At 64.6% G+C, this 17,346-nt stretch carries 14 protein-coding genes and 1 tRNA gene; 5 read left to right on the top strand and 10 right to left on the bottom strand.

Features of this window, described 5'->3' with window-relative positions; genetic code table 11:
• Nucleotides 1-38: 38 nt before the first annotated feature.
• Nucleotides 39-1,289, top strand: a complete 1,251-nt coding sequence (locus LB538_RS02375) for a site-2 protease family protein (protein ID WP_224522754.1) — start codon at nt 39-41, stop codon at nt 1,287-1,289.
• Between the two features lie 151 nt (nt 1,290-1,440).
• Here the strand turns inward: LB538_RS02375 and lipB are convergent, their stop codons facing one another.
• Entirely contained in the window at nt 1,441-2,184 is a 744-nt protein-coding gene (gene lipB, locus LB538_RS02370; RefSeq protein WP_224522753.1) for a lipoyl(octanoyl) transferase LipB, read from the bottom strand.
• 239 nt (nt 2,185-2,423) lie between these two features.
• On the opposite strand from lipB, the gene LB538_RS02365 reads away from it, so the two are divergent.
• Nucleotides 2,424-2,508 (top strand) — tRNA-Leu (locus LB538_RS02365).
• Nucleotides 2,509-2,663: 155 nt separating this feature from the next.
• On the opposite strand, the gene LB538_RS02360 is transcribed toward LB538_RS02365, so the two are convergent.
• From LB538_RS02360 to LB538_RS02335, 6 genes are all read right to left on the bottom strand, one after another.
• Complete coding sequence (locus LB538_RS02360) at nt 2,664-5,345, bottom strand: phosphoenolpyruvate carboxylase (protein WP_224522752.1); 2,682 nt, start codon at nt 5,343-5,345, stop codon at nt 2,664-2,666.
• 196 nt (nt 5,346-5,541) lie between these two features.
• On the bottom strand, nt 5,542-6,441 hold the full coding sequence (gene sucD, locus LB538_RS02355) for a succinate--CoA ligase subunit alpha (protein ID WP_095764879.1): 900 nt from the start codon (nt 6,439-6,441) through the stop codon (nt 5,542-5,544).
• A 13-nt stretch (nt 6,442-6,454) separates the two neighbouring features.
• Complete coding sequence (locus tag LB538_RS02350; RefSeq protein WP_140839957.1) at nt 6,455-7,642, bottom strand: malate--CoA ligase subunit beta; 1,188 nt, start codon at nt 7,640-7,642, stop codon at nt 6,455-6,457.
• Nucleotides 7,643-7,662: 20 nt separating this feature from the next.
• On the bottom strand, nt 7,663-8,625 hold the full coding sequence (locus tag LB538_RS02345; protein WP_224522751.1) for an HpcH/HpaI aldolase/citrate lyase family protein: 963 nt from the start codon (nt 8,623-8,625) through the stop codon (nt 7,663-7,665).
• Between the two features lie 10 nt (nt 8,626-8,635).
• Nucleotides 8,636-9,826, bottom strand: a complete 1,191-nt coding sequence (locus LB538_RS02340) for an aminotransferase class V-fold PLP-dependent enzyme (RefSeq protein ID WP_224522750.1) — start codon at nt 9,824-9,826, stop codon at nt 8,636-8,638.
• A gap of 121 nt (nt 9,827-9,947) precedes the next feature.
• The gene (locus LB538_RS02335) at nt 9,948-10,619 is read right to left on the bottom strand and encodes a response regulator transcription factor (protein WP_224522749.1); all 672 of its coding nucleotides are present in this window, start codon (nt 10,617-10,619) and stop codon (nt 9,948-9,950) included.
• Between the two features lie 358 nt (nt 10,620-10,977).
• Between LB538_RS02335 and mgtE the strand changes: the two genes are divergently transcribed.
• Nucleotides 10,978-12,396, top strand: a complete 1,419-nt coding sequence (gene mgtE, locus LB538_RS02330) for a magnesium transporter (RefSeq protein WP_224522748.1) — start codon at nt 10,978-10,980, stop codon at nt 12,394-12,396.
• 143 nt (nt 12,397-12,539) lie between these two features.
• Nucleotides 12,540-12,926 carry a MerR family transcriptional regulator gene (locus tag LB538_RS02325; protein ID WP_027168973.1) on the top strand — a complete coding sequence of 129 codons (387 nt, stop codon included), beginning with the start codon at nt 12,540-12,542 and terminating at the stop codon, nt 12,924-12,926.
• 319 nt (nt 12,927-13,245) lie between these two features.
• Here LB538_RS02325 and LB538_RS02320 read toward each other — a convergent pair whose 3' ends face one another.
• Together LB538_RS02320 and LB538_RS02315 are read right to left on the bottom strand one after the other, a co-directional pair.
• On the bottom strand, nt 13,246-13,725 hold the full coding sequence (locus LB538_RS02320) for a methyltransferase family protein (protein WP_224522747.1): 480 nt from the start codon (nt 13,723-13,725) through the stop codon (nt 13,246-13,248).
• Nucleotides 13,722-14,723, bottom strand: a complete 1,002-nt coding sequence (locus tag LB538_RS02315) for a DUF1624 domain-containing protein (protein WP_224522746.1) — start codon at nt 14,721-14,723, stop codon at nt 13,722-13,724. Before LB538_RS02315 ends, LB538_RS02320 begins: the two co-directional genes overlap by 4 nt.
• A 227-nt stretch (nt 14,724-14,950) precedes the next feature.
• Between LB538_RS02315 and LB538_RS02310 the strand changes: the two genes are divergently transcribed.
• Nucleotides 14,951-16,150: an MFS transporter gene (locus LB538_RS02310; RefSeq protein ID WP_224522745.1), complete on the top strand. Its 1,200-nt coding sequence runs from the start codon at nt 14,951-14,953 to the stop codon at nt 16,148-16,150.
• Here LB538_RS02310 and LB538_RS02305 read toward each other — a convergent pair.
• Nucleotides 16,119-17,309, bottom strand: a complete 1,191-nt coding sequence (locus tag LB538_RS02305) for an aromatic ring-hydroxylating oxygenase subunit alpha (protein WP_224522744.1) — start codon at nt 17,307-17,309, stop codon at nt 16,119-16,121. The genes LB538_RS02310 and LB538_RS02305 overlap by 32 nt on opposite strands.
• Nucleotides 17,310-17,346: the final 37 nt, after the last annotated feature.

Raw genomic sequence — 17,346 nt, 5'->3', positions numbered from 1 at the left:
CCGCTAGGCTGCTCCTTCAAGATAGGGAGCCAAGGCAAGTGTCGGTCATCGTCACGGTCACGCTCGTGGCCGGCAATCTCGGACTGATCTTTCTTTTGATGACCGTGCCGCTCGGACTGCGCACGGTGACGGTCAGCCGCGTGATCAAGGCCGACCGCAATCGCCTTTGGCAGGCGCTGTGGCCGTTCGGCAGCGATGCCGGATGGTCGGGCGAAATTCTTTCCGCCGAGTCGCTGGACGGCGAGGGGACGGCGCTGATCCGGCTCTCCTGGGAAGGACGGGACGGCCGGCCGATCGACCGCAAGGCGCGGCTCGAGGATGTGAGGGAGGGAAGCTACTTCTCCATGACCGTCCTCGAGGATACGGCGCTCGATCCATCATTCTGGGCGAACTATCGCGAGACCGTCGAACTTGTGCCGGAAGGCGAGGCCGTGCGAGTGACGCTCACCCAGACCGACCGCTATCGCGGCGTTGCGTTCCTGATCTTCCGTTTCTTCGCCATGCGTCGCGAATTGCGCAAGCTCGACGTCTGGGCGGCGACGGGCACTTATCGCAAAGGCGGCTGGTTCGAGCATCCGCTGAGCCAGATCGGCTTCGCCGTGCTTTCGGCCCTGATCCTGTGGCCGTTCTTCGGGCTCAATCTTGGCGGCCTGGCGCTGGCGGCGATCCTCACCTCGGTGGTCGCCCTGCACGAGCTTGGCCATATGGCCGCCTTCCGCCTGACGGGGCATCGCCGCGCGCGGATGATCTTCATTCCGCTGCTTGGCGGCATCGCGATCGGCGGCAGGCCCTATGACAGCCGCTTCGAGGTCGCCTTCGTGGCGCTTATGGGCGCCGGCTTCTCCGCCTTCCTGGTGCCGGTGCTGATCGCCGCCAGCGGCTTCGCCAATGGCGAAGGACATCGGCTGGCCGCCATGCTTTTGGCCACGCTTGCCGGCTGCGCGTCGCTGTTCAACATCGCCAACCTCGTGCCGGTGTGGAAATTCGACGGCGGCCAGGTGCTGCGCCAGATCTGCCCAGGCCCGGCCGCACTTGCGCTGGCGTCCTTCCTGCTGCTCTCAGCGCTTCTGTCGCTCGGCTGGCGGGCTGGGTTCTCGCCGACCTTCCTGCTGATCGCCGGCGCGGTGTTCGCGATGCTGAGCCTGATCACCGTGGGCAGCGGCGTGAAACCGCGCCACGAGTTGAAGCCGATCCGGCCCTTCGACCGGCTGGCCATGGCCGGCGCGCTGCTCGCCGTCTTTGCCATCCATGGCTACGGCATGCTGTGGGCTTCGGCGCAGCTCATGTAGGGTGTGTCGATATTCAGGTGAGGCCGGTCTGCAAATGGCGGCTTCCTGCGCTTCCGGTGCTCACGACCAAAATACGCTCCGCTGCGGTTCTCGGAACCCGCCATTTTCGACTCGGCCTGACCTGAATATCGACACACCTAGGCGGAGCGGCTTAGCTAGCCTTGCGAGCAGGCTCTACAGCCGGAACGGCGGCAGGTCCGAACACATCCTCGAACGCAGCTTTCAGCGCGAGGTCGAGGTCGGCCATGGTGACGGGCAGCCCAAGATCGACGAGGCTGGTCACGCCATGGTCCGAGACGCCGCAGGGCACGATGCCGCTGAAATGGCCGAGATCCGGCTCGACATTGATGGCGATGCCGTGAAAGCTCACCCAGCGCCGCAGCCGGATGCCGATGGCCGCGATCTTGTCTTCGGCGGGCGTGCCGTCCGGCAGGGCGAGCCGGTCCGGCCGCACCACCCAGACGCCGACGCGGTCCTCGCGCCGCTCGCCGCGCACGTTGAAGGCGGCGAGCGTGGCGATGATCCATTGCTCGAGCGCCGCGACGAAGGCGCGCACATCCTCGCGCCGGCGCTTCAGGTCGAGCATCACATAGGCCACGCGCTGGCCAGGACCGTGATAGGTATATTCGCCGCCGCGCCCGGCGGCAAAGACCGGAAAGCGGTCGGAATCGATCAGGTCTTCAATTCGCGCGCTGGTGCCGGCGGTGTAGAGCGGCGGATGCTCGACCAGCCAGACCATCTCGCCGGCAGCACCGCTGCGGATCGCCTCGGCGCGCGCCTCCATGAAAGCCAGCGCGTCCGGATAAGAGGTGAGGCCAGGTTCGATCACCCATTCCACAGGCGCCGAACCAGGCAGGGGAAGGAACGACGTGGCGATCTGGCTACGTTCTGTCATGGAACTTTCTCGATGCTCCTCTCATATGGCGGCAATCGGCCAAAACGTCCAGTTCTGCCAGTGTGAAGCCGAGCCGCGGAGGCTTGTGCCAGCCGCTTTGCCTGATGCACGTCGTCCTCCCAAAATCTCTGCGCACCTGTGGGCGATACGCATTCGCGAATATTCCGCTCGGCGCACTTGTTTCGCCGGAAACGATTTGCTACAGGCCCCGGGCCGGACGGTTCCGGCTCCTACCACGTGCGGTCGTGGCGGAATTGGTAGACGCGCAGCGTTGAGGTCGCTGTGGGGCAACCCGTGGAAGTTCGAGTCTTCTCGACCGCACCATTCTCCCCAAAAGCCTGTCGAATTTGGCATCGGCGAGCGATCGTTCTCGTCGCTGCCGGCTGTTTCCTGAACCAAAGTGAAGCGGCGGCGGGCAATGAGACCACACCGCCGCTGATGCTTGACGCGAGGCAATTCCGGCAACGGGCAAACCGAGCCTATCCCGTCCACCCCAGACCGGCCGAGATGCAGTTGATCGAGACGAGCAGGGCGTCGGTCGCCCGCCTTTGATCTGCGCCTGTGCCTGCCCGAACTTCGCGCAGCAGATTGACCTGCAGCCGGTGGATATCGTCCATCTGCCGGCGCAGATTGTCGAAACGCCTTTTGAACATCGGGAAGCGCGCGGAAAGGTCGCCTCCCGTAAGGTCGCCGATCAGGCGCCGAGTCAGCTCGTATTCGGCGGCGATGCGGGCGTGGATTCTTACCGCCGCATCGCTGTCGGACACCAGGTCGGCATAGAGCCGTGCGATCTCCATGTCGGACTGGTAGAGCGTCTTTTCGGCCTCGTCGACGATCAGGCGGAAAAAGCGCGAGTGCTCGAACATGCGGGTCAGAAGCTCGCGCCCGGCTTCGCCGCGTACTGTGACGAACGCGCTCAGCGCGCTGCCGATGCCGTACCAGCCGGTCAAGAGATGTCGGTTCTGGCTCCACGCGAACACCCACGGAATGGCGCGCAGATCGGCAATGCCGCTGGCGCCGAAACGACGATCCGGCCGTGAGCCCATTTTCAAGAGCGCCAGTTCGGCGACCGGGCTCGCCTGGTTGAAATAATCGAGGAAGCCCGGCTCGGCCATCAACCTGGCATAAGACGCCTGCGACATGCCGGCCAGCGCTTCCAGCGCTTCGTCGAACTCCGGCGATTCCTTCGGCCCGGCATCGCCGGGCGATCGGATCCCGTGCGCCAGCACGGCGGCGGCGAGAACCTCAAGCTGGTTGAGGCCGGTGCCGCGATTGGCGAATTTCGACGACACGACCTCGCCCTGCTCGGTCACCCGCATGGATCCGGCGACGGTGCCCTGCGGCTGCGCCGCGATGGCCCGGCCGGTCGGCGCGCCGCCCCGGCTGACGGAGCCGCCGCGGCCGTGAAAGAAACCGATCCTGACCTTGTGCTTGCGGCCGATGGCGGCGAGGCGCTTCTGCGCCTTTGCCAGTTCCCAATTGGAAGCGAGGAATCCGCCATCCTTGTTGGAGTCCGAATAGCCAAGCATGATTTCCTGGCGCGCGCCGAAATCGCGCACCGTCCGCCGCACCAGCGAGACGCCGAGCAGTTCGTTCAGGATGGCAGGGGCTGCCTGCAGGTCGGCGATGGTCTCGAACAACGGCACGATCCGCAGCCTGATCGTGCCGTCGCCGCCGGGCGCGGTGGAGAGCCTGCAATATTGCGCCAGCAGGTAGACCGCGAGCAGATCGTCGGCCGAGCGGGTCATGCTGAGCACGAAAGAGCCGACCGCATCGGCATCGGAGCCCGAGATCTGCTTGGCGATAACCGAGAATGTCGAAAGCAGCTCGGCGGCTTCCGGCGAGAGCCGTCCTTCGTCGATCTCCAGCCGCTCGCCCTGGCTGAGGGCCGCGCGAATGCGCGCCGACCATTGCGGCGTGCCGGCGGCGATCGGATCGGCGGCGTCTATCAGCGCAAACAGCTCGGCCAGCACCCGATTGACGACTGTGGAGTTCTGCCGGATGTCGAGCGAGACCGTGCGGAAGCCAAAGCTTCCGAACTGCCAAACGAGCGGCTGGATGAAACGCCTGGCGACCGCGCGGCCGCCGATCGCTTCGAGGACTGATGAGAGAGCGTTGAGATCGGCGCGAAACGCCTCCGCCGAGGGGTAGGCCGCCTTGCCGCCGTCACGCGTGGCGACCAGCCGGGCCAGCAGGGCCGAAGCGAACTGGCGCAGCGGTTCGTCAGGGTTGCGGGCGGCTATCTCTTGCGCCTCTCCACTCTTATCCAGCGCTGTTTGCAGCACCGGCCTGAAGCCGGCCGGCAGGTCGATGACGTTCGAACTGGCGCTGAGCACCGTCACCAGCCGCTGCACCTGCGCCAGATACCAGCCTATGGCGGTGTTGCGGTATTCGGCCATGGCATGGGCCGTGACCGCAGCCGTCACGTTCGGATTACCGTCGCGGTCGCCACCGATCCAGGAGGCATAGCGCATGAAGGAAGGAATTCGGATCGGCTCGCCCGGATAGTGGCGCTCGCAGGCGCTCTGAAGCTTGCCATAGAGCTGCGGCGTTGCCTCGAAGATGACTTCGCGGAAGAAATGCAGTCCCCAGGCGATCTCGCGCTCGACCGTCGGCCGCTCCAGCCGCAACTCGCCGGTCATCCACAAAAGCTCGATCTCGCTTTCCAAGTCGGCGACCAGGAGATCGCGTTCGCGCGGCGCCCAGCGCGGCTGATCGAGCTCGGTCAGCTTGCGATAGATGCGGCGGTGGATCTCCAGCACGGTGACGCGTTTGGCCTCCGTCGGATGCGCGGTCATGGTCGGGCCGACGCAAAGTTCGTCGAGCGCCGCCTGGGCTTCCGCCGCCGAGTGGCCGTTCGCCGCCATCTCGGCAATCACGCTGGCGAACGACCCAGGCACTTCGTCGGCGCCCGCACCTTGCTCGAGCTCGCGCCGCGCCCGCATGGCAAGCAACTCGTCGACAATGGTCAGCAACTGGAACCACACGCCGCTCGCCTGGAGCGCCGGGATGCGCTGCTCCGGGGCCAGCGAGACGAGTGACCTGCGTCCGTTCAGGACCGCGGCGATCTCGGGCTCACGCGCGCTTGCGACCTGAAGCAGCAGGCGTAACAGCAGGCTGCGCTCGTCCTCACGAAACTTGATGGGTTTGCTCTGTTCCAAAGCCGCTTTCCCGATCGTCAGCCGATTTGCCGCCGCGCTGCTAAGCAGTTGTTTTCAGGCAATCCCGGACGGCCGCAGCGCACGTTTCCTGGGATTGCCCTTCATAGGGCAGCGCCGAGGCACGGGCCGACGACCATCGAGGAGGCCGGCCCGGAACAGGCTTCACATCCTGTCGCGATTCTCGCCTGGTCGGCCGTCAAGCCGCCTTCTTCGTCCGCGCCAGCGTATCGGCCACCACCTCGCCGAAGGAGGCGGGGGTCGGCACGATGACGACGCCCGCTTCCTTGAGGATCTCGACCTTTTCCTGCGCCGACTCGCCGAAGGCGGAGATGATCGCGCCAGCATGGCCCATGCGGCGGCCCTTCGGGGCTGAGAGGCCGGCGATGTAGGCGATCAGCGGCTTCCTCATATTGTCGCGCGCCCAGATCGCGGCTTCGGCTTCCTGCGGGCCGCCGATCTCGCCGATCATCACCACGGCGTCGGTGTCGTCGTCGCGCTCGAAGAGCTGCAGGATGTCCTTGAAGGACGAGCCGTTGATCGGATCGCCGCCGATGCCGACGCTGGTCGACACGCCGATGCCCAGCGCCTTCATCTGCGAGGCGGCCTCGTAGCCCAGCGTGCCGGAACGGCCGACGATGCCGACGCGTCCGGGCAGATAGATGCTGCCCGGCATGATGCCCATCAGCGCCTGTCCGGGCGTGATGACGCCGGCGCAGTTCGGGCCGACGAGGCGCATGCGGTCCTCGAAGCGGTAGCGGCGCATGTAGCGCTTGACCTGCATCATGTCCTGCGAGGGGATGCCGTCGGTGATGCAGACGCAAAGCTTGATGCCGGCGTCGGCGGCTTCCATGATCGAATCGGCGGCGAAGGGAGGCGGCACGAAAACGATGCTCGCCTCGGCGCGGGTTTCGCGCACGGCGCCCTTGACAGTGTTGAAGACGGGCAGGCCGAGATGCGTCTGGCCGCCCTTGCCGGGGGTGACGCCGCCGACCAGCTTGGTTCCATAGCGCTTCATGTCGTCGGCATGGAAGCTGCCGATCTTGCCGGTAAAACCTTGCACGATGACGCGCGTGCTGCGGTTGAGCAGGATTGCCATTTCTCGACCTCCCTCAGGCTGCTTTTTTGTTCTTGGCGGCTTCGCGCCAGGCGGCGACGGCCTTTTCGGCGGCTTCGGCCAGCGTGTCGGCGACGATCACCTTCTCGCCGGAATCGGCCAGGATCTTGCGTCCTTCCTCGACCTTGGTGCCGGATAGGCGCACCACCAACGGCACGTCGACACCGACCTCGCGGATCGCCTTGATGACGCCTTCCGCCACCCAGTCGCAGCGGTTGATGCCGGCGAAGATGTTGACCAGGATTGTCTCGACATTCTTATCGCCGAGCACGGCGCGGAAGGATTTCGCCACCCGCTCCGGCGAGGCGCCACCGCCGATATCGAGGAAATTGGCCGGCTCGCCGCCGGCGATCTTGATCATGTCCATCGTCGCCATGGCCAGGCCGGCGCCGTTGATGATGCAGCCGATATTGCCTTCGAGCCCGACATAGGAGAGGCCGCGGTCGCTGGCGAAAGTCTCGCGCGGATCTTCCTGGCTCTTGTCGCGCAGCTCGGAAATTTCCGGGCGGCGAAACAGCGCGTTCTCGTCGAACGACATCTTGGCGTCGAGCGCGACCAGGCTGCCGTCGCGCGTCACCACCAGCGGATTGATTTCCAGCATCGAGGCGTCGTAGTCGCGGAACACCTGGTAGCAGCCGAGGATGGTTTCGGTCGCCTTGCCGATCAGGTTGCTCTCGAGGCCCAGTCCGAAGGCGATCTCGCGCGCTTGGAAGCCTTGCATGCCGACGCCCGGATCGACGGTGGCGCGGATGATGGAGTCCGGCTTCTTTTCGGAGATGTCCTCGATCTCCATGCCGCCGGCGGCCGACGCCACGATCATGACGCGCTCTTCCTTGCGGTCGAGGACGAAGCCGAGATAGAGCTCCTGCGCGATGTCGACGGCCTCCTCGAGATAGAGGCGCGAGATCAGCTTGCCGCGCGGGCCGGTCTGCTGGGTCACCAGCTTGCGCCCGAGCATGGCTTCTGCCGCGTTGGAGATCTCCTCGTCGTTCGAGCAGAGTTTTATCCCGCCGGCCTTGCCGCGCGCGCCGGAGTGAACCTGCGCCTTCAGCACCCATTTGGCGCCGCCGATCTCCCGGGCACGGTAGGTCGCCTGTTCGGGGCTGTAGGCGAGGCCGCCGCGCGGCACATGCACGCCGTGGCGGGCAAGCAGTTCCTTGGCCTGGTATTCGTGGATGTCCATCATGTCCTCCCAGTAATTTTTTAGTGCGCCGCGCCATGCGACTGGCCGGCGCGCTCGATCGCCTCGCTCACCACCAGCACGTTGCGCGCCATGCGCTCCGACGCCGCGTCGATCATCTTGCCGTCGAGCGCCGCCGCGCCCTTGCCGAGCGCCTCGGCTTCCTTCAGCACTTCGAGGATACGCCTGGCCCGCGTGACTTCTTTCTCCGGCGGCGAGAACACATCGTTGGCCAGGGCGATCTGCGAAGGGTGGATCGCCCACTTGCCTTCAATGCCAAGGGCCGCGGCGCGCCTGGCGGCCGCGTTGTAGCCTTCCGGGTCGGAGAAATCGCCGAACGGCCCGTCGATGGCGCGCAGGCCATAGGCGCGGCAGGCGACCGTCATGCGCGACAGGGCGAAATGCCACTGGTCGCCGGGATAGTCGGGATTGAGGCCGCCGATGTTGACGGTGCGCGCCTTGTTGGACGCGGCATAATCGGCGACGCCGAAATGCATGGCTTCCAGCCGGCCCGGCGTGGCGGCGATCGCCTCGACATTGGCCATGCCCAGCGCCGTCTCGATCAACGCCTCGAGGCCGACGCGTGTCTTGAAACCCTTGGCCATCTCGATCTGATTGACCATGGCCTCGACCATATATAGGTCGGCCGGCACGCCGACCTTCGGCACCAGGATCGTGTCCAGCCGGTCGCCGGCCTGCTCCATGACGTCGACGACGTCGCGGTACATGTAATGCGTGTCGAGGCCGTTGATGCGCACCGAGACGGTCTTGCCCTTGGCGCGCCAGTCGATGTCGTTCAGTGCCTGGATGATATTCTTGCGGGCGCGCTCCTTGTCGGGCGGCGCCACCGCGTCCTCGATGTCGAGGAAGACGAAGTCGGCGGCGCTGTTGGCCGCCTTGTCGATCATCTCCGGGCTGGAGCCCGGAACCGCGAGTTCGCTGCGCTGCAGCCTCAGCTTCTTCAGATGGTTGATGGTGTGGCTCATGATGCGCTCCTCACGCCGCTCTGGCGACCGGCACGTCGGCTGTGCGGCGGAAATGCTCGATCGCCGCCGCCACGCCCGAGCCGGGCGCCAGGCGCACGCCGCAATCGAGCAGCGCCATTTCGGCGGCCGACAGCGAGGCGCAGACCATAACCTCGTTCAGCCAGCCGAGATGGCCGATGCGGAAGACTTTTCCGAACACCTTGTTCAAGCCGCCGCCGAGGGAGGTGTTGTATTGCTGGTAGGCGCGCTTGACGACATTGGCGCTGTCGATGCCTTCCGGCACCAGGATGGCGCTGACCGTGTCGGAGTGCCATTGCGGTGTCTTGGCGCAGAGCTTCAGGCCCCAGGCGTCGACGGCCTTGCGCACGCCCTCGGCCAGGCGATGGTGGCGGGCGAAGATGTTCTCCAACCCTTCCTCGGCAATCAGGTCGAGCGAGGCGCGCAGGCCGCGCAGCAACTGGGTGGCCGGCGTATAGGGGAAATAGCCCGCGTCATTGGCGCGGATCATGTCCTCGAAGGAAAAGTAGCAGTGCCGGTGTGTCGCCACCCGCGAAGCGGCAAGCGCCTTCTTGCTGACCGACAGGAAGCCGAGGCCGGCCGGCAGCATGAAGCCTTTCTGCGAACCGCTGACAGCGCAGTCGACGCCCCATTCCTCCTGGCGGAAGTCGATCGAGCCGATCGAGGAAACGCCGTCGACGAAGAGAAGGGCAGGATGGTTCGCCGCGTCGAGCGCGGCGCGGCAGCCGGCGACGTCGCTGGTGACGCCGGTCGCGGTCTCGTTCTGGGTGCAAAAGACAGCCTTGATGCGGTGCGCCTTGTCGGCCCGAAGCTTCTCGGCATAGAGCTCGAGCGGGACGCCAGTGCCCCACTCGCAATCGATGACATCGACATCGAAGCCGAGCCGCTCGGCCATGTCGACCCACAGATGCGAGAATTGGCCGAAGCGCGACATCAGCACCTTGTCGCCGGGGCTGAGCACATTGGTCATCGCCGCTTCCCAGGCGCCGGTGCCCGAGGAGGGGTAGATGAAGACGCGGCCGGTGTCGTTCTTGAAGACCTTTTTGATGTCCTCGAACAGCGGTAGCGTCAGGTTGGGGAAGGAGGAGGCGCGCATATCCTCCATCGGCAGGTTCATGGCTTGCCGGACCTGTTCCGGAATGTTGGTGGGTCCTGGGATAAAGAGATGGGTAAACCCAGCCATGCGCGAAACTCCTCCGATCGTTGGGATACTGGAGGCAGTTTCGTTTCGATGAGGCCTTGCAACAACACCTTGCCGGGTAAGTTGTTTGCCCTTGAGGGTGGGATGATCCTACCCGGTTGGCCTACCCGATAGGCGATTTGGAAGTGCGGCGTTTTTCGCTCGAATAGAGCGCGACGGCCATGGCGCGGTTGCGGACGTCCAGCTTGTCGTAGAGATTCTTCAAGTGATACTTCACCGTGTTCTCGGAAATCCCGGTCCGCGTCGCGATCTGCAAATTGGTCCAGCCGTCGGAAAGCACCGCCAGCAACTCGCGCTCGCGCACGGTGAGCCTGGACAACGGTGTGTCGTTGACCTTGTTGATATCGATATAGGGAATGCAGATGCGCCCGTGGGCGACCGCCAGGATCGTCTCGAAGATGACCGGCGGATCGTCGAACTGGAAGCAGTACCCTTGAGCGCCCAGGCGCACGCATTGCTTCAGGATGCCGATGTCGTGGTCGTTGGAAAAGATCGCGATGCGAACGCCAAGCTCGCGGCTCTGGACTTCCGTAAGCACATCGGCGCCGTCCATGTCGGCCAGCTTCCAGCCGACGACGGCGACATCGAATTGCGTGGCGGCGGCCAGTTCCAGGAATTGCGCGCCGCTGTGCACGACACCGAGCAAATCGAAACGACCGTCGCATTCCAGCATCTCGCGCAACGCCGATACGACGAAAGGATTGCGTTCGGCGACGACCACGCGAACGCGCCGCTCGGCATTTCCTTCGCTCGTCTTTCCAGACTTGATGTTCAAGGGCAGCGTTTGTCCTCGGAGCATTGGCGATGCGCAGATCCCGCTGGATCATGCATCATGACAATTCTGCCTCAATGGGGAAGGGGTGCTCTTTCCCCAGCGACATGCGCTGTCGCGCCGGCTGAAGCCATTGCCACACCTGCGGGCCGCGCTCCACGCTGCTTCCGGGAGGTTGCGAGGCGGAGGCGACCGTCACATTTCCTTGGCTATTCCACGCGCTAGAGCGACATCTTTCCAAGACGAATCCTATTGCCGCGCTATCTGCCGCACAGGGTTTGGATTTCCCGAAAAGCGGTTTCCCCTTTTCGGGATCATGCACTAGACCTCGTTTGGGGATTCCTCGTTGCGGGAGGCGCTGGTGGAAGGCCAGGACAGACAGACGACCGGCGCCGCGCCCGCCGAGGAGCGCCACGCCGACATCTATGGCGAGGACGGCGCTGTTCGCGCCTCCTTCCTTGCCCAGATCGGCGCGGCGATCGCCGACCGCGACACGATCACCCTCAAGCGCGAGGTCGATGACCTGCACCAGTCGGAGCTCGGCCACGTGCTGGAGGCGCTTCATCCCGAACAGCGCCGGGCTTTGGTCGAACTGCTCGGCTCCGATTTCGACTTCTCGGCGCTGACCGAAGTCGACGAGGCGATCCGCCTCGACATCGTCGACAATCTGCCCAACGCGCAGATCGCGCAGGCGGTGCAGGAGCTCGATTCCGACGACGCCGTCTACATCCTCGAGGACCTTGAGAAGGAAGACCAGGACGAGATCCTGTCGCAACTGCCTTTCACCGAGCGCATCAGGCTCAGGCGCGCGCTTGACTATCCAGAAGAGACCGCCGGCCGGCGCATGCAGACCGAGTTCGTCGCCGTGCCGCCGTTCTGGACGATCGGCCAGACCATCGACTACATGCGCGAGGACAAGAACCTGCCCGAGCGCTTCAGCCAGATCTTCGTCATCGACCCGAGCTTCAAGCTGCTCGGCGCCATCGATCTCGACCAGATCCTGCGCAACAAGCGCGCGGTCAAGGTCGAGGACGTCATGCATGAGACACTGCATGCGATCTCGGCCACCATGGATCAGGAAGAGGCGGCACGCGAGTTCGAGCAGTACAATTTGCTCTCCGCCGCCGTGGTCGACGAGAACGGGCGGCTGGTCGGTGTGCTGACCATCGACGACGTGGTCGACGTCATCCAGGAAGAGGCGGAAGAGGACCTTTTGCGCATGGGCGGCGTCGGCGACGAGGAATTGTCCGACACGGTGCTCGCCACCTCGCGCTCGCGCGTGCCCTGGCTGCTGGTCAACCTTGTGACCGCCTTCCTCGCCGCCTCGGTCATCGGCCTGTTCGACCGCACCATCGAGCATGTGGTGGCGCTGGCGGTGCTGATGCCGATCGTCGCCGGCATGGGCGGCAATGCCGGCTCGCAGACCATGACCGTCACCGTGCGCGCGCTGGCGACCAGGGACCTCGACATCTACAACGCCGCCCGCATCATCCGCCGCGAGGTCGGTGTCGGTTTCATCAACGGTGTGGTGTTTGCCGTGCTTATCGGCATGGTCGCCGGTTTCTGGTTCCGCGATCCCAATCTGGGCGGCATCATCGCGGCGGCGATGATCATCAACATGTTCGCGGCCGCCTTGGCAGGGATTCTCATTCCCCTGCTGCTTGACCGTTTCAAGATCGATCCGGCCGTGGCCTCCGCCGTCTTCGTCACCACCGTCACCGATGTCGTCGGCTTCTTTGCTTTCCTTGGCTTGGCTACCTGGTGGTTCAGCATTCGCTAAAGCAATGAAGCGCCGTTAATTGACTTTTACGTAAGTGCCGTGCGAGGGTTGCCGCGGGGTCACGTGCCGATTCCGGCGCTGGATGGGTATCATCGGAGGGAAGGGCGACGCTTCAAGCGCGATGCCCGGGCTTGGGAGCGGGAATGCGGGAATATTACACGATCACCGAGCTGACGCGCGAGTTCGACGTGTCGACGCGGACATTGCGTTTTTACGAGGACGAGGGGCTGGTGCAGCCGGTAAGGCGCGGCCGCACGCGGCTGTTTCGGCCGTCGGACCGGCATCTCATCCGCCAGATCATGCGGGGAAAAAGGCTCGGCTTCTCGATCAACGAAATCCGCGAGATCATTCAGATGTACAAGGAGCCGCCCGGCGAGGTCGGCCAGCTCAAGCTGATGATCAAGCGCATCGAGGAGAAGCGCGAGGACCTGCGCCAGAAGCGGCGCGACCTGGAAGAGACGCTGGCCGAGTTGGACCAGGCCGAAGAGTCCTGCGTGGAGCGGCTGGCCGAGCTGGGTGTGAATACGTAGCCCGCTGACAGACGAAGACCAACTGGGGCGAACGTTCGAGATGAGCCGGAGCCTCCCGAAGTTCGTCATCCACGGGCGGAGCGGGAGCGAAGCGACGCGCGGAGACCCGAGGATCCATTCCGTTACCTTCGCCGAGGCATGCGGCGGAGCAGAATTCTGCGCCGCGGCGACGCGTCAATGTCACGGAATGGATTCCAGGGTCTGCGCGCCTCGCTTCGCTCCTTGCTCCGCCCTGGAATGACGACGTCTCGGTCGCTTTTACCAGTCGCGGACGTGTGCGACCTGCTTGCATCCAGCAATCTTCATTGCTGACGCTGCCTCAAATCCAGCGCCGCACCCTTTTTGCATAATCGCGGTATTTCTTGCCGAACTTCTCCGCCAGGATCTTTTCCTCCTTCTCGATCGCCAGCTTCTGCGTGGCGAAGGCGGCCAGGAAGGCGAAGAGCAGGAACCAGGCGATGCCGGTGATGAGGGCGACGCCGATCAGCAGCAGCGTGTTGGCGAGATACATCGGGTTGCGGGTGACGCCGAAGGGGCCTGACGTCACCAGGTGATCGGGCTCGGCATTGGGGTCGAATGTCGTTTTCGCTCGCATCATGGCGCGGATGGCCGTAATCCAGAGCATGGCGACGCCGAATAGCGTCACCCAGCCGACGCCGAACATGAGATCGCCGAAGATGTCGCCGATCCAGGGCAGCGGGTAGAGCATGCCGAGGACGATGCTCGCCGCAATCGCCACGACATAGATCACCGGCGGCCAGGGAATGATCCCGTGTCTGGGCTTTGTGATGCCCGTCATTGCTGCCCTCCCTCCATCTGGTCCTGCGTCGCGGCGGTGCAGGTCTCCGCCATGTCGGCCAGATGCGATTTCCAGACGCTGGACTGATCGTTGGCGTAGAGCTTGTCGAGCGACCCTTCGCCCTTCAGCGTGTCCAGCATGCAGCCACAATAGCTCGTACAGAACTTGCTGTCCCGCTGTTGTTCGCACTGCGCCTGGCAAGCCGGCAGGAAGCCGGCTTCCCGATCCTGAGGGACTGCCGGCATGACCTGCGAGAACAGCCACACCGAGCCGAACAGAAGCGGCTGGTGGATGAGGTAAAAGGCGAGGCTGTGCCGGCCGATGAAGGTCAGCGGCTTAGACCAGCGGCCGGGCAGCCACCTTCCCAGACGGGCGAGCAAGCCCGATGCGGAAGCGAGCTTCACCGTGGCGATGCCCGCAAGCACCGCGCCGAACCACGGGAAGAGCGGCACGTAGTCGTTGGAACGCGGGTTGGTGGCGGAAAGGCCCACCCACCACAGCGCCGGATGGTCGAAGAACTCCGACCGCAGATAGTAAGGGGCGGCAATGACCGCCGCGGCAATGATCACTGTCAGCAGCCAGGGCAGCCTGAGAAAGGCGAGGCCGAGCAAGCTCGCCAGCGCAATCTCATGCAGGATGCCGAAGAAGATGAAACCATCGGGGGTAACGAAATAAGTCACCGTCGAAATGGCGATCGCCGCCACGGCGACCATGGCAAAGCGCCTCCAGAAGCCTGGCCAGCGGATCTGACGGCCGTGGGCGAGGAAGAGGCTGACGCCGACCAGAAACAGGAAAGTCGAGGCAATGCAGCGCGCGTAGAATTTCCACCAGCCGAAGGCGGTGAGGGCGGGCGCGGTGTAGCCGAAGTTTTCGAGGTCCCAGGTGAAGTGGTAGCTCGCCATCGCGATCAGCGCGATGCCGCGCAGGATGTCGATGGCCTGGATGCGGCCGTGCTTTGGCGCGTCCTGAACAGGGCCGCTCGTCGTTTGAAGGCTCATCATCTCGATCCGATTCAGTCCTGCCAAACGACTATCACGGTTCAAGTGGACGACAGAAGCAGGCGGCCATCAATGCGGTTCATGGCAGCCATGAAATTTCGCTTTAGGCCAGAGCTGGAAAGCCTTTGGCAGGCTTCGCTTTTCGGCCCCTCGGAGTCGGTTTCCTGCTACTGGCCGGCAGCTGGCCCGGCCAGATTCGGGCGCGGGATTCACGTTTCGGAGGGCCGATGTCCACCCATGTGCGCCATCCGATCTGGCTTCCGGCCCTGCGGCCGGCGGACGCGCGCACCTTCGCCTCACTCTATGCGGTTGAATCCTTCGCCCGCGCCACGATCTCCAGCGTGATCCCGATCCAGGCCTACGAGATCCTGCACAATGAGCGGATCGTCTCGGTCCTCTACACGATCGTGTCCCTGATGGGCCTCTCGGTCACGCTGTTCATGCCGGTGCTCATTCGCCGCTTCGCGCGGCGCTGGGTCTACACGGCCGGCTGCGTGCTGCTGGCGCTCGGCTCCGCCTTCTTCATCACCCACTCGCTGCCCGGCCAGATTGCCGGCATGCTGTGCCGCGTCATGGGGGCGAGCGCGCTGTCGATCACGCTCAACCTCTACATCATGGATCACATACGCAAGACCGACTTCATGCAGGCAGAATCGCTGCGCATGGCGTGGTCGATGTTCGCCTGGACCGGCGGGCCGACGCTCGGCATCTTCCTCTACACCCATTTCGGCATCTATGCCGCGCATGGCGCGGTCGTCGTGTTTGCGTTCGCGCTGCTTTGCCTGTTCTGGTTCTACCGGCTGAGCGATAACCAGTCGATCCGGCCCGGCAAGTCGCGGCCCGCCAATCCACTTGCCAATATCGGCCGCTTCGTGAAACAGCCAAGGCTCAGGCTTGCCTGGCTGATCGCCTTCGGCCGCTCCTGTTTCTGGACGACGTTCTTCGTCTACGGCCCGCTGTTCATGGTGATTACCGGCCAGGGCGAGCTCGCCGGCGGCTTGCTGGTTTCGGCCGGCAACGCGCTCCTGTTCGCGGCGATCTTCTGGGGCAGGGCCGGCAAGCGCTTTGGCGGGCGCAAGGTCATGACTTTCGCCTATTTCGCCATGTCGGCCATGCTGTTTGCCGCGGGCGGAATCGGCGAGGCGGCGCCGTTGCTCACGGGCGCGCTGCTGCTCTGCGGCGCGCTCTTCACCATCGCGCTCGACGCGCTCGGCTCGACCGCCTTCTTGCGCTCAGTACGCGCTTACGAGAAGGCGCAGATGGCGGCGGTCTACCGCACCTATCTCGATTTCTCCGAGCTGACGCCGCCGCTCGTCTATTCGGTGGTGCTCGCCTTCTTCGGGCTGGGCTCGGTGTTCGTCACGCTCGGCATCCTGGCCGCCTTCTGCGGCTTCGTCACCTGGCGCTACCTGCCGAAGGCGTTCTAAAGGCCGCGTGACGGCCGCGCACCCAATCGTGGAAGCGGTGCAGGTCGTATTCTTCCGGCATCAGCACGCCGGCTTGATGACGCATCGAGCGGAGCCCCTTCTGGTTGATCTCGCAGATCGCGGCGTCTTCTTCGAGCACCTGGGTGCCGAAGGCGACGATGTTGTCGACATCGGTCTCAGCCAACGCTTCCGGCGCGAACAGCCATTCGGCAGTGAGCTCGGTCTGCTCGGGGCCGAGCGGTGCGAGCCGCACGGTGCGCATGTAATCGATATGGCCGACGATGAACATCGACGGCAGCGAGGTGGCGTAGGTCTGGCCGGCGGCGCGTTCGGCCGGCGTCAGGCCGGAAAAGACCGGGCCATGGACATGGCCGTCTTTCGACCAGGTTTCGGCGCCGGCGCGCAGCCGGCCGGAGAATTCCGGCGCGTCATTGTCGGCGTGGCGCGCCCATTCGGGATCGTCATGCCTGGCCATCAGCCCGCGCCCGTAGATCGGCACCAGTCGCGACAAATCCTTATGCACGCCCGGGCAGTGCAGGCATTCGTTGAAGTTCTCCCAGAAGACCTTCCAATTGCAGTTCATCACTTTGGTGAGTCGGTGGCCGGTGACGAGGCCTTCCAGCGGCCAGTTGGAAAGATCGCCGGAGGCGCGGTCAAAGGCGCTTTCCGCCGAGCCGTCGGGATGCTCGGCGAGGTTGATGAAGACGAAACCGCGCCACACCGAGAGCGCCACGCGGTAGAGCGGATAATCGGCCTTGTCGAAGCCCTCGGGCAGCGATTTCGACGGCACGCGCACGAGATCGCCGCCCAGCGAATAGGACCAGGCGTGATAGGGGCAGGTGAGCAGCCTGGCTTTCAGCCGCCCGGCGCTCTCCTGGCAAAGCTGCGAGCCGCGATGCCGGCAGGTGTTGTGGAAGGCGCGCAAGGCGCCAGTCTCGTCACGCAGCACGACCATCTCCTGGCTGCCGATGCGGAACGTTCGGAAGGAGAGGGGCTCGGCGATATCGGCCTCGCGGCAGACCATCAGCCAGTTTCGATACCAGATCGCCTCCAGATCGTGCCGATACTCGTCGGCGTCCCAATAGGCGGCGGACGGCAAGGTCGGCTGGAGGGTGGTCAGGCCGTTGTAGGGGGCGCGCTCGCTCGGATCGGGCTGCATCGGCTACTCCGTGGCTGCCAGCAGCCGACACCCGGGC

The organism is Mesorhizobium sp. Ca11 (assembly GCF_020165275.1).
In the GTDB taxonomy this organism is placed as follows: Bacteria; Pseudomonadota; Alphaproteobacteria; order Rhizobiales; family Rhizobiaceae; genus Mesorhizobium.
Note: the sequence above shows the minus strand (reverse complement) of the source record. Positions and strands in the feature narration are given on the sequence as shown.

Excerpts from the sequence above, each read along its gene's own strand:
- lipB (WP_224522753.1), bottom strand. The coding sequence starts at position 2,184 with ATGACAGAACGTAGCCAGATCGCCACGTCGTTCCTTCCCCTGCCTGGT.
- sucD (WP_095764879.1), bottom strand. The coding sequence starts at position 6,441 with ATGGCAATCCTGCTCAACCGCAGCACGCGCGTCATCGTGCAAGGTTTT.
- LB538_RS02350 (WP_140839957.1), bottom strand. The coding sequence starts at position 7,642 with ATGGACATCCACGAATACCAGGCCAAGGAACTGCTTGCCCGCCACGGC.
- LB538_RS02345 (WP_224522751.1), bottom strand. The coding sequence starts at position 8,625 with ATGAGCCACACCATCAACCATCTGAAGAAGCTGAGGCTGCAGCGCAGC.
- LB538_RS02340 (WP_224522750.1), bottom strand. The coding sequence starts at position 9,826 with ATGGCTGGGTTTACCCATCTCTTTATCCCAGGACCCACCAACATTCCG.
- LB538_RS02325 (WP_027168973.1), top strand. The coding sequence starts at position 12,540 with ATGCGGGAATATTACACGATCACCGAGCTGACGCGCGAGTTCGACGTG.
- LB538_RS02320 (WP_224522747.1), bottom strand. The coding sequence starts at position 13,725 with ATGACGGGCATCACAAAGCCCAGACACGGGATCATTCCCTGGCCGCCG.
- LB538_RS02315 (WP_224522746.1), bottom strand. The coding sequence starts at position 14,723 with ATGAGCCTTCAAACGACGAGCGGCCCTGTTCAGGACGCGCCAAAGCAC.
- LB538_RS02310 (WP_224522745.1), top strand. The coding sequence starts at position 14,951 with ATGTCCACCCATGTGCGCCATCCGATCTGGCTTCCGGCCCTGCGGCCG.
- LB538_RS02305 (WP_224522744.1), bottom strand. The coding sequence starts at position 17,309 with ATGCAGCCCGATCCGAGCGAGCGCGCCCCCTACAACGGCCTGACCACC.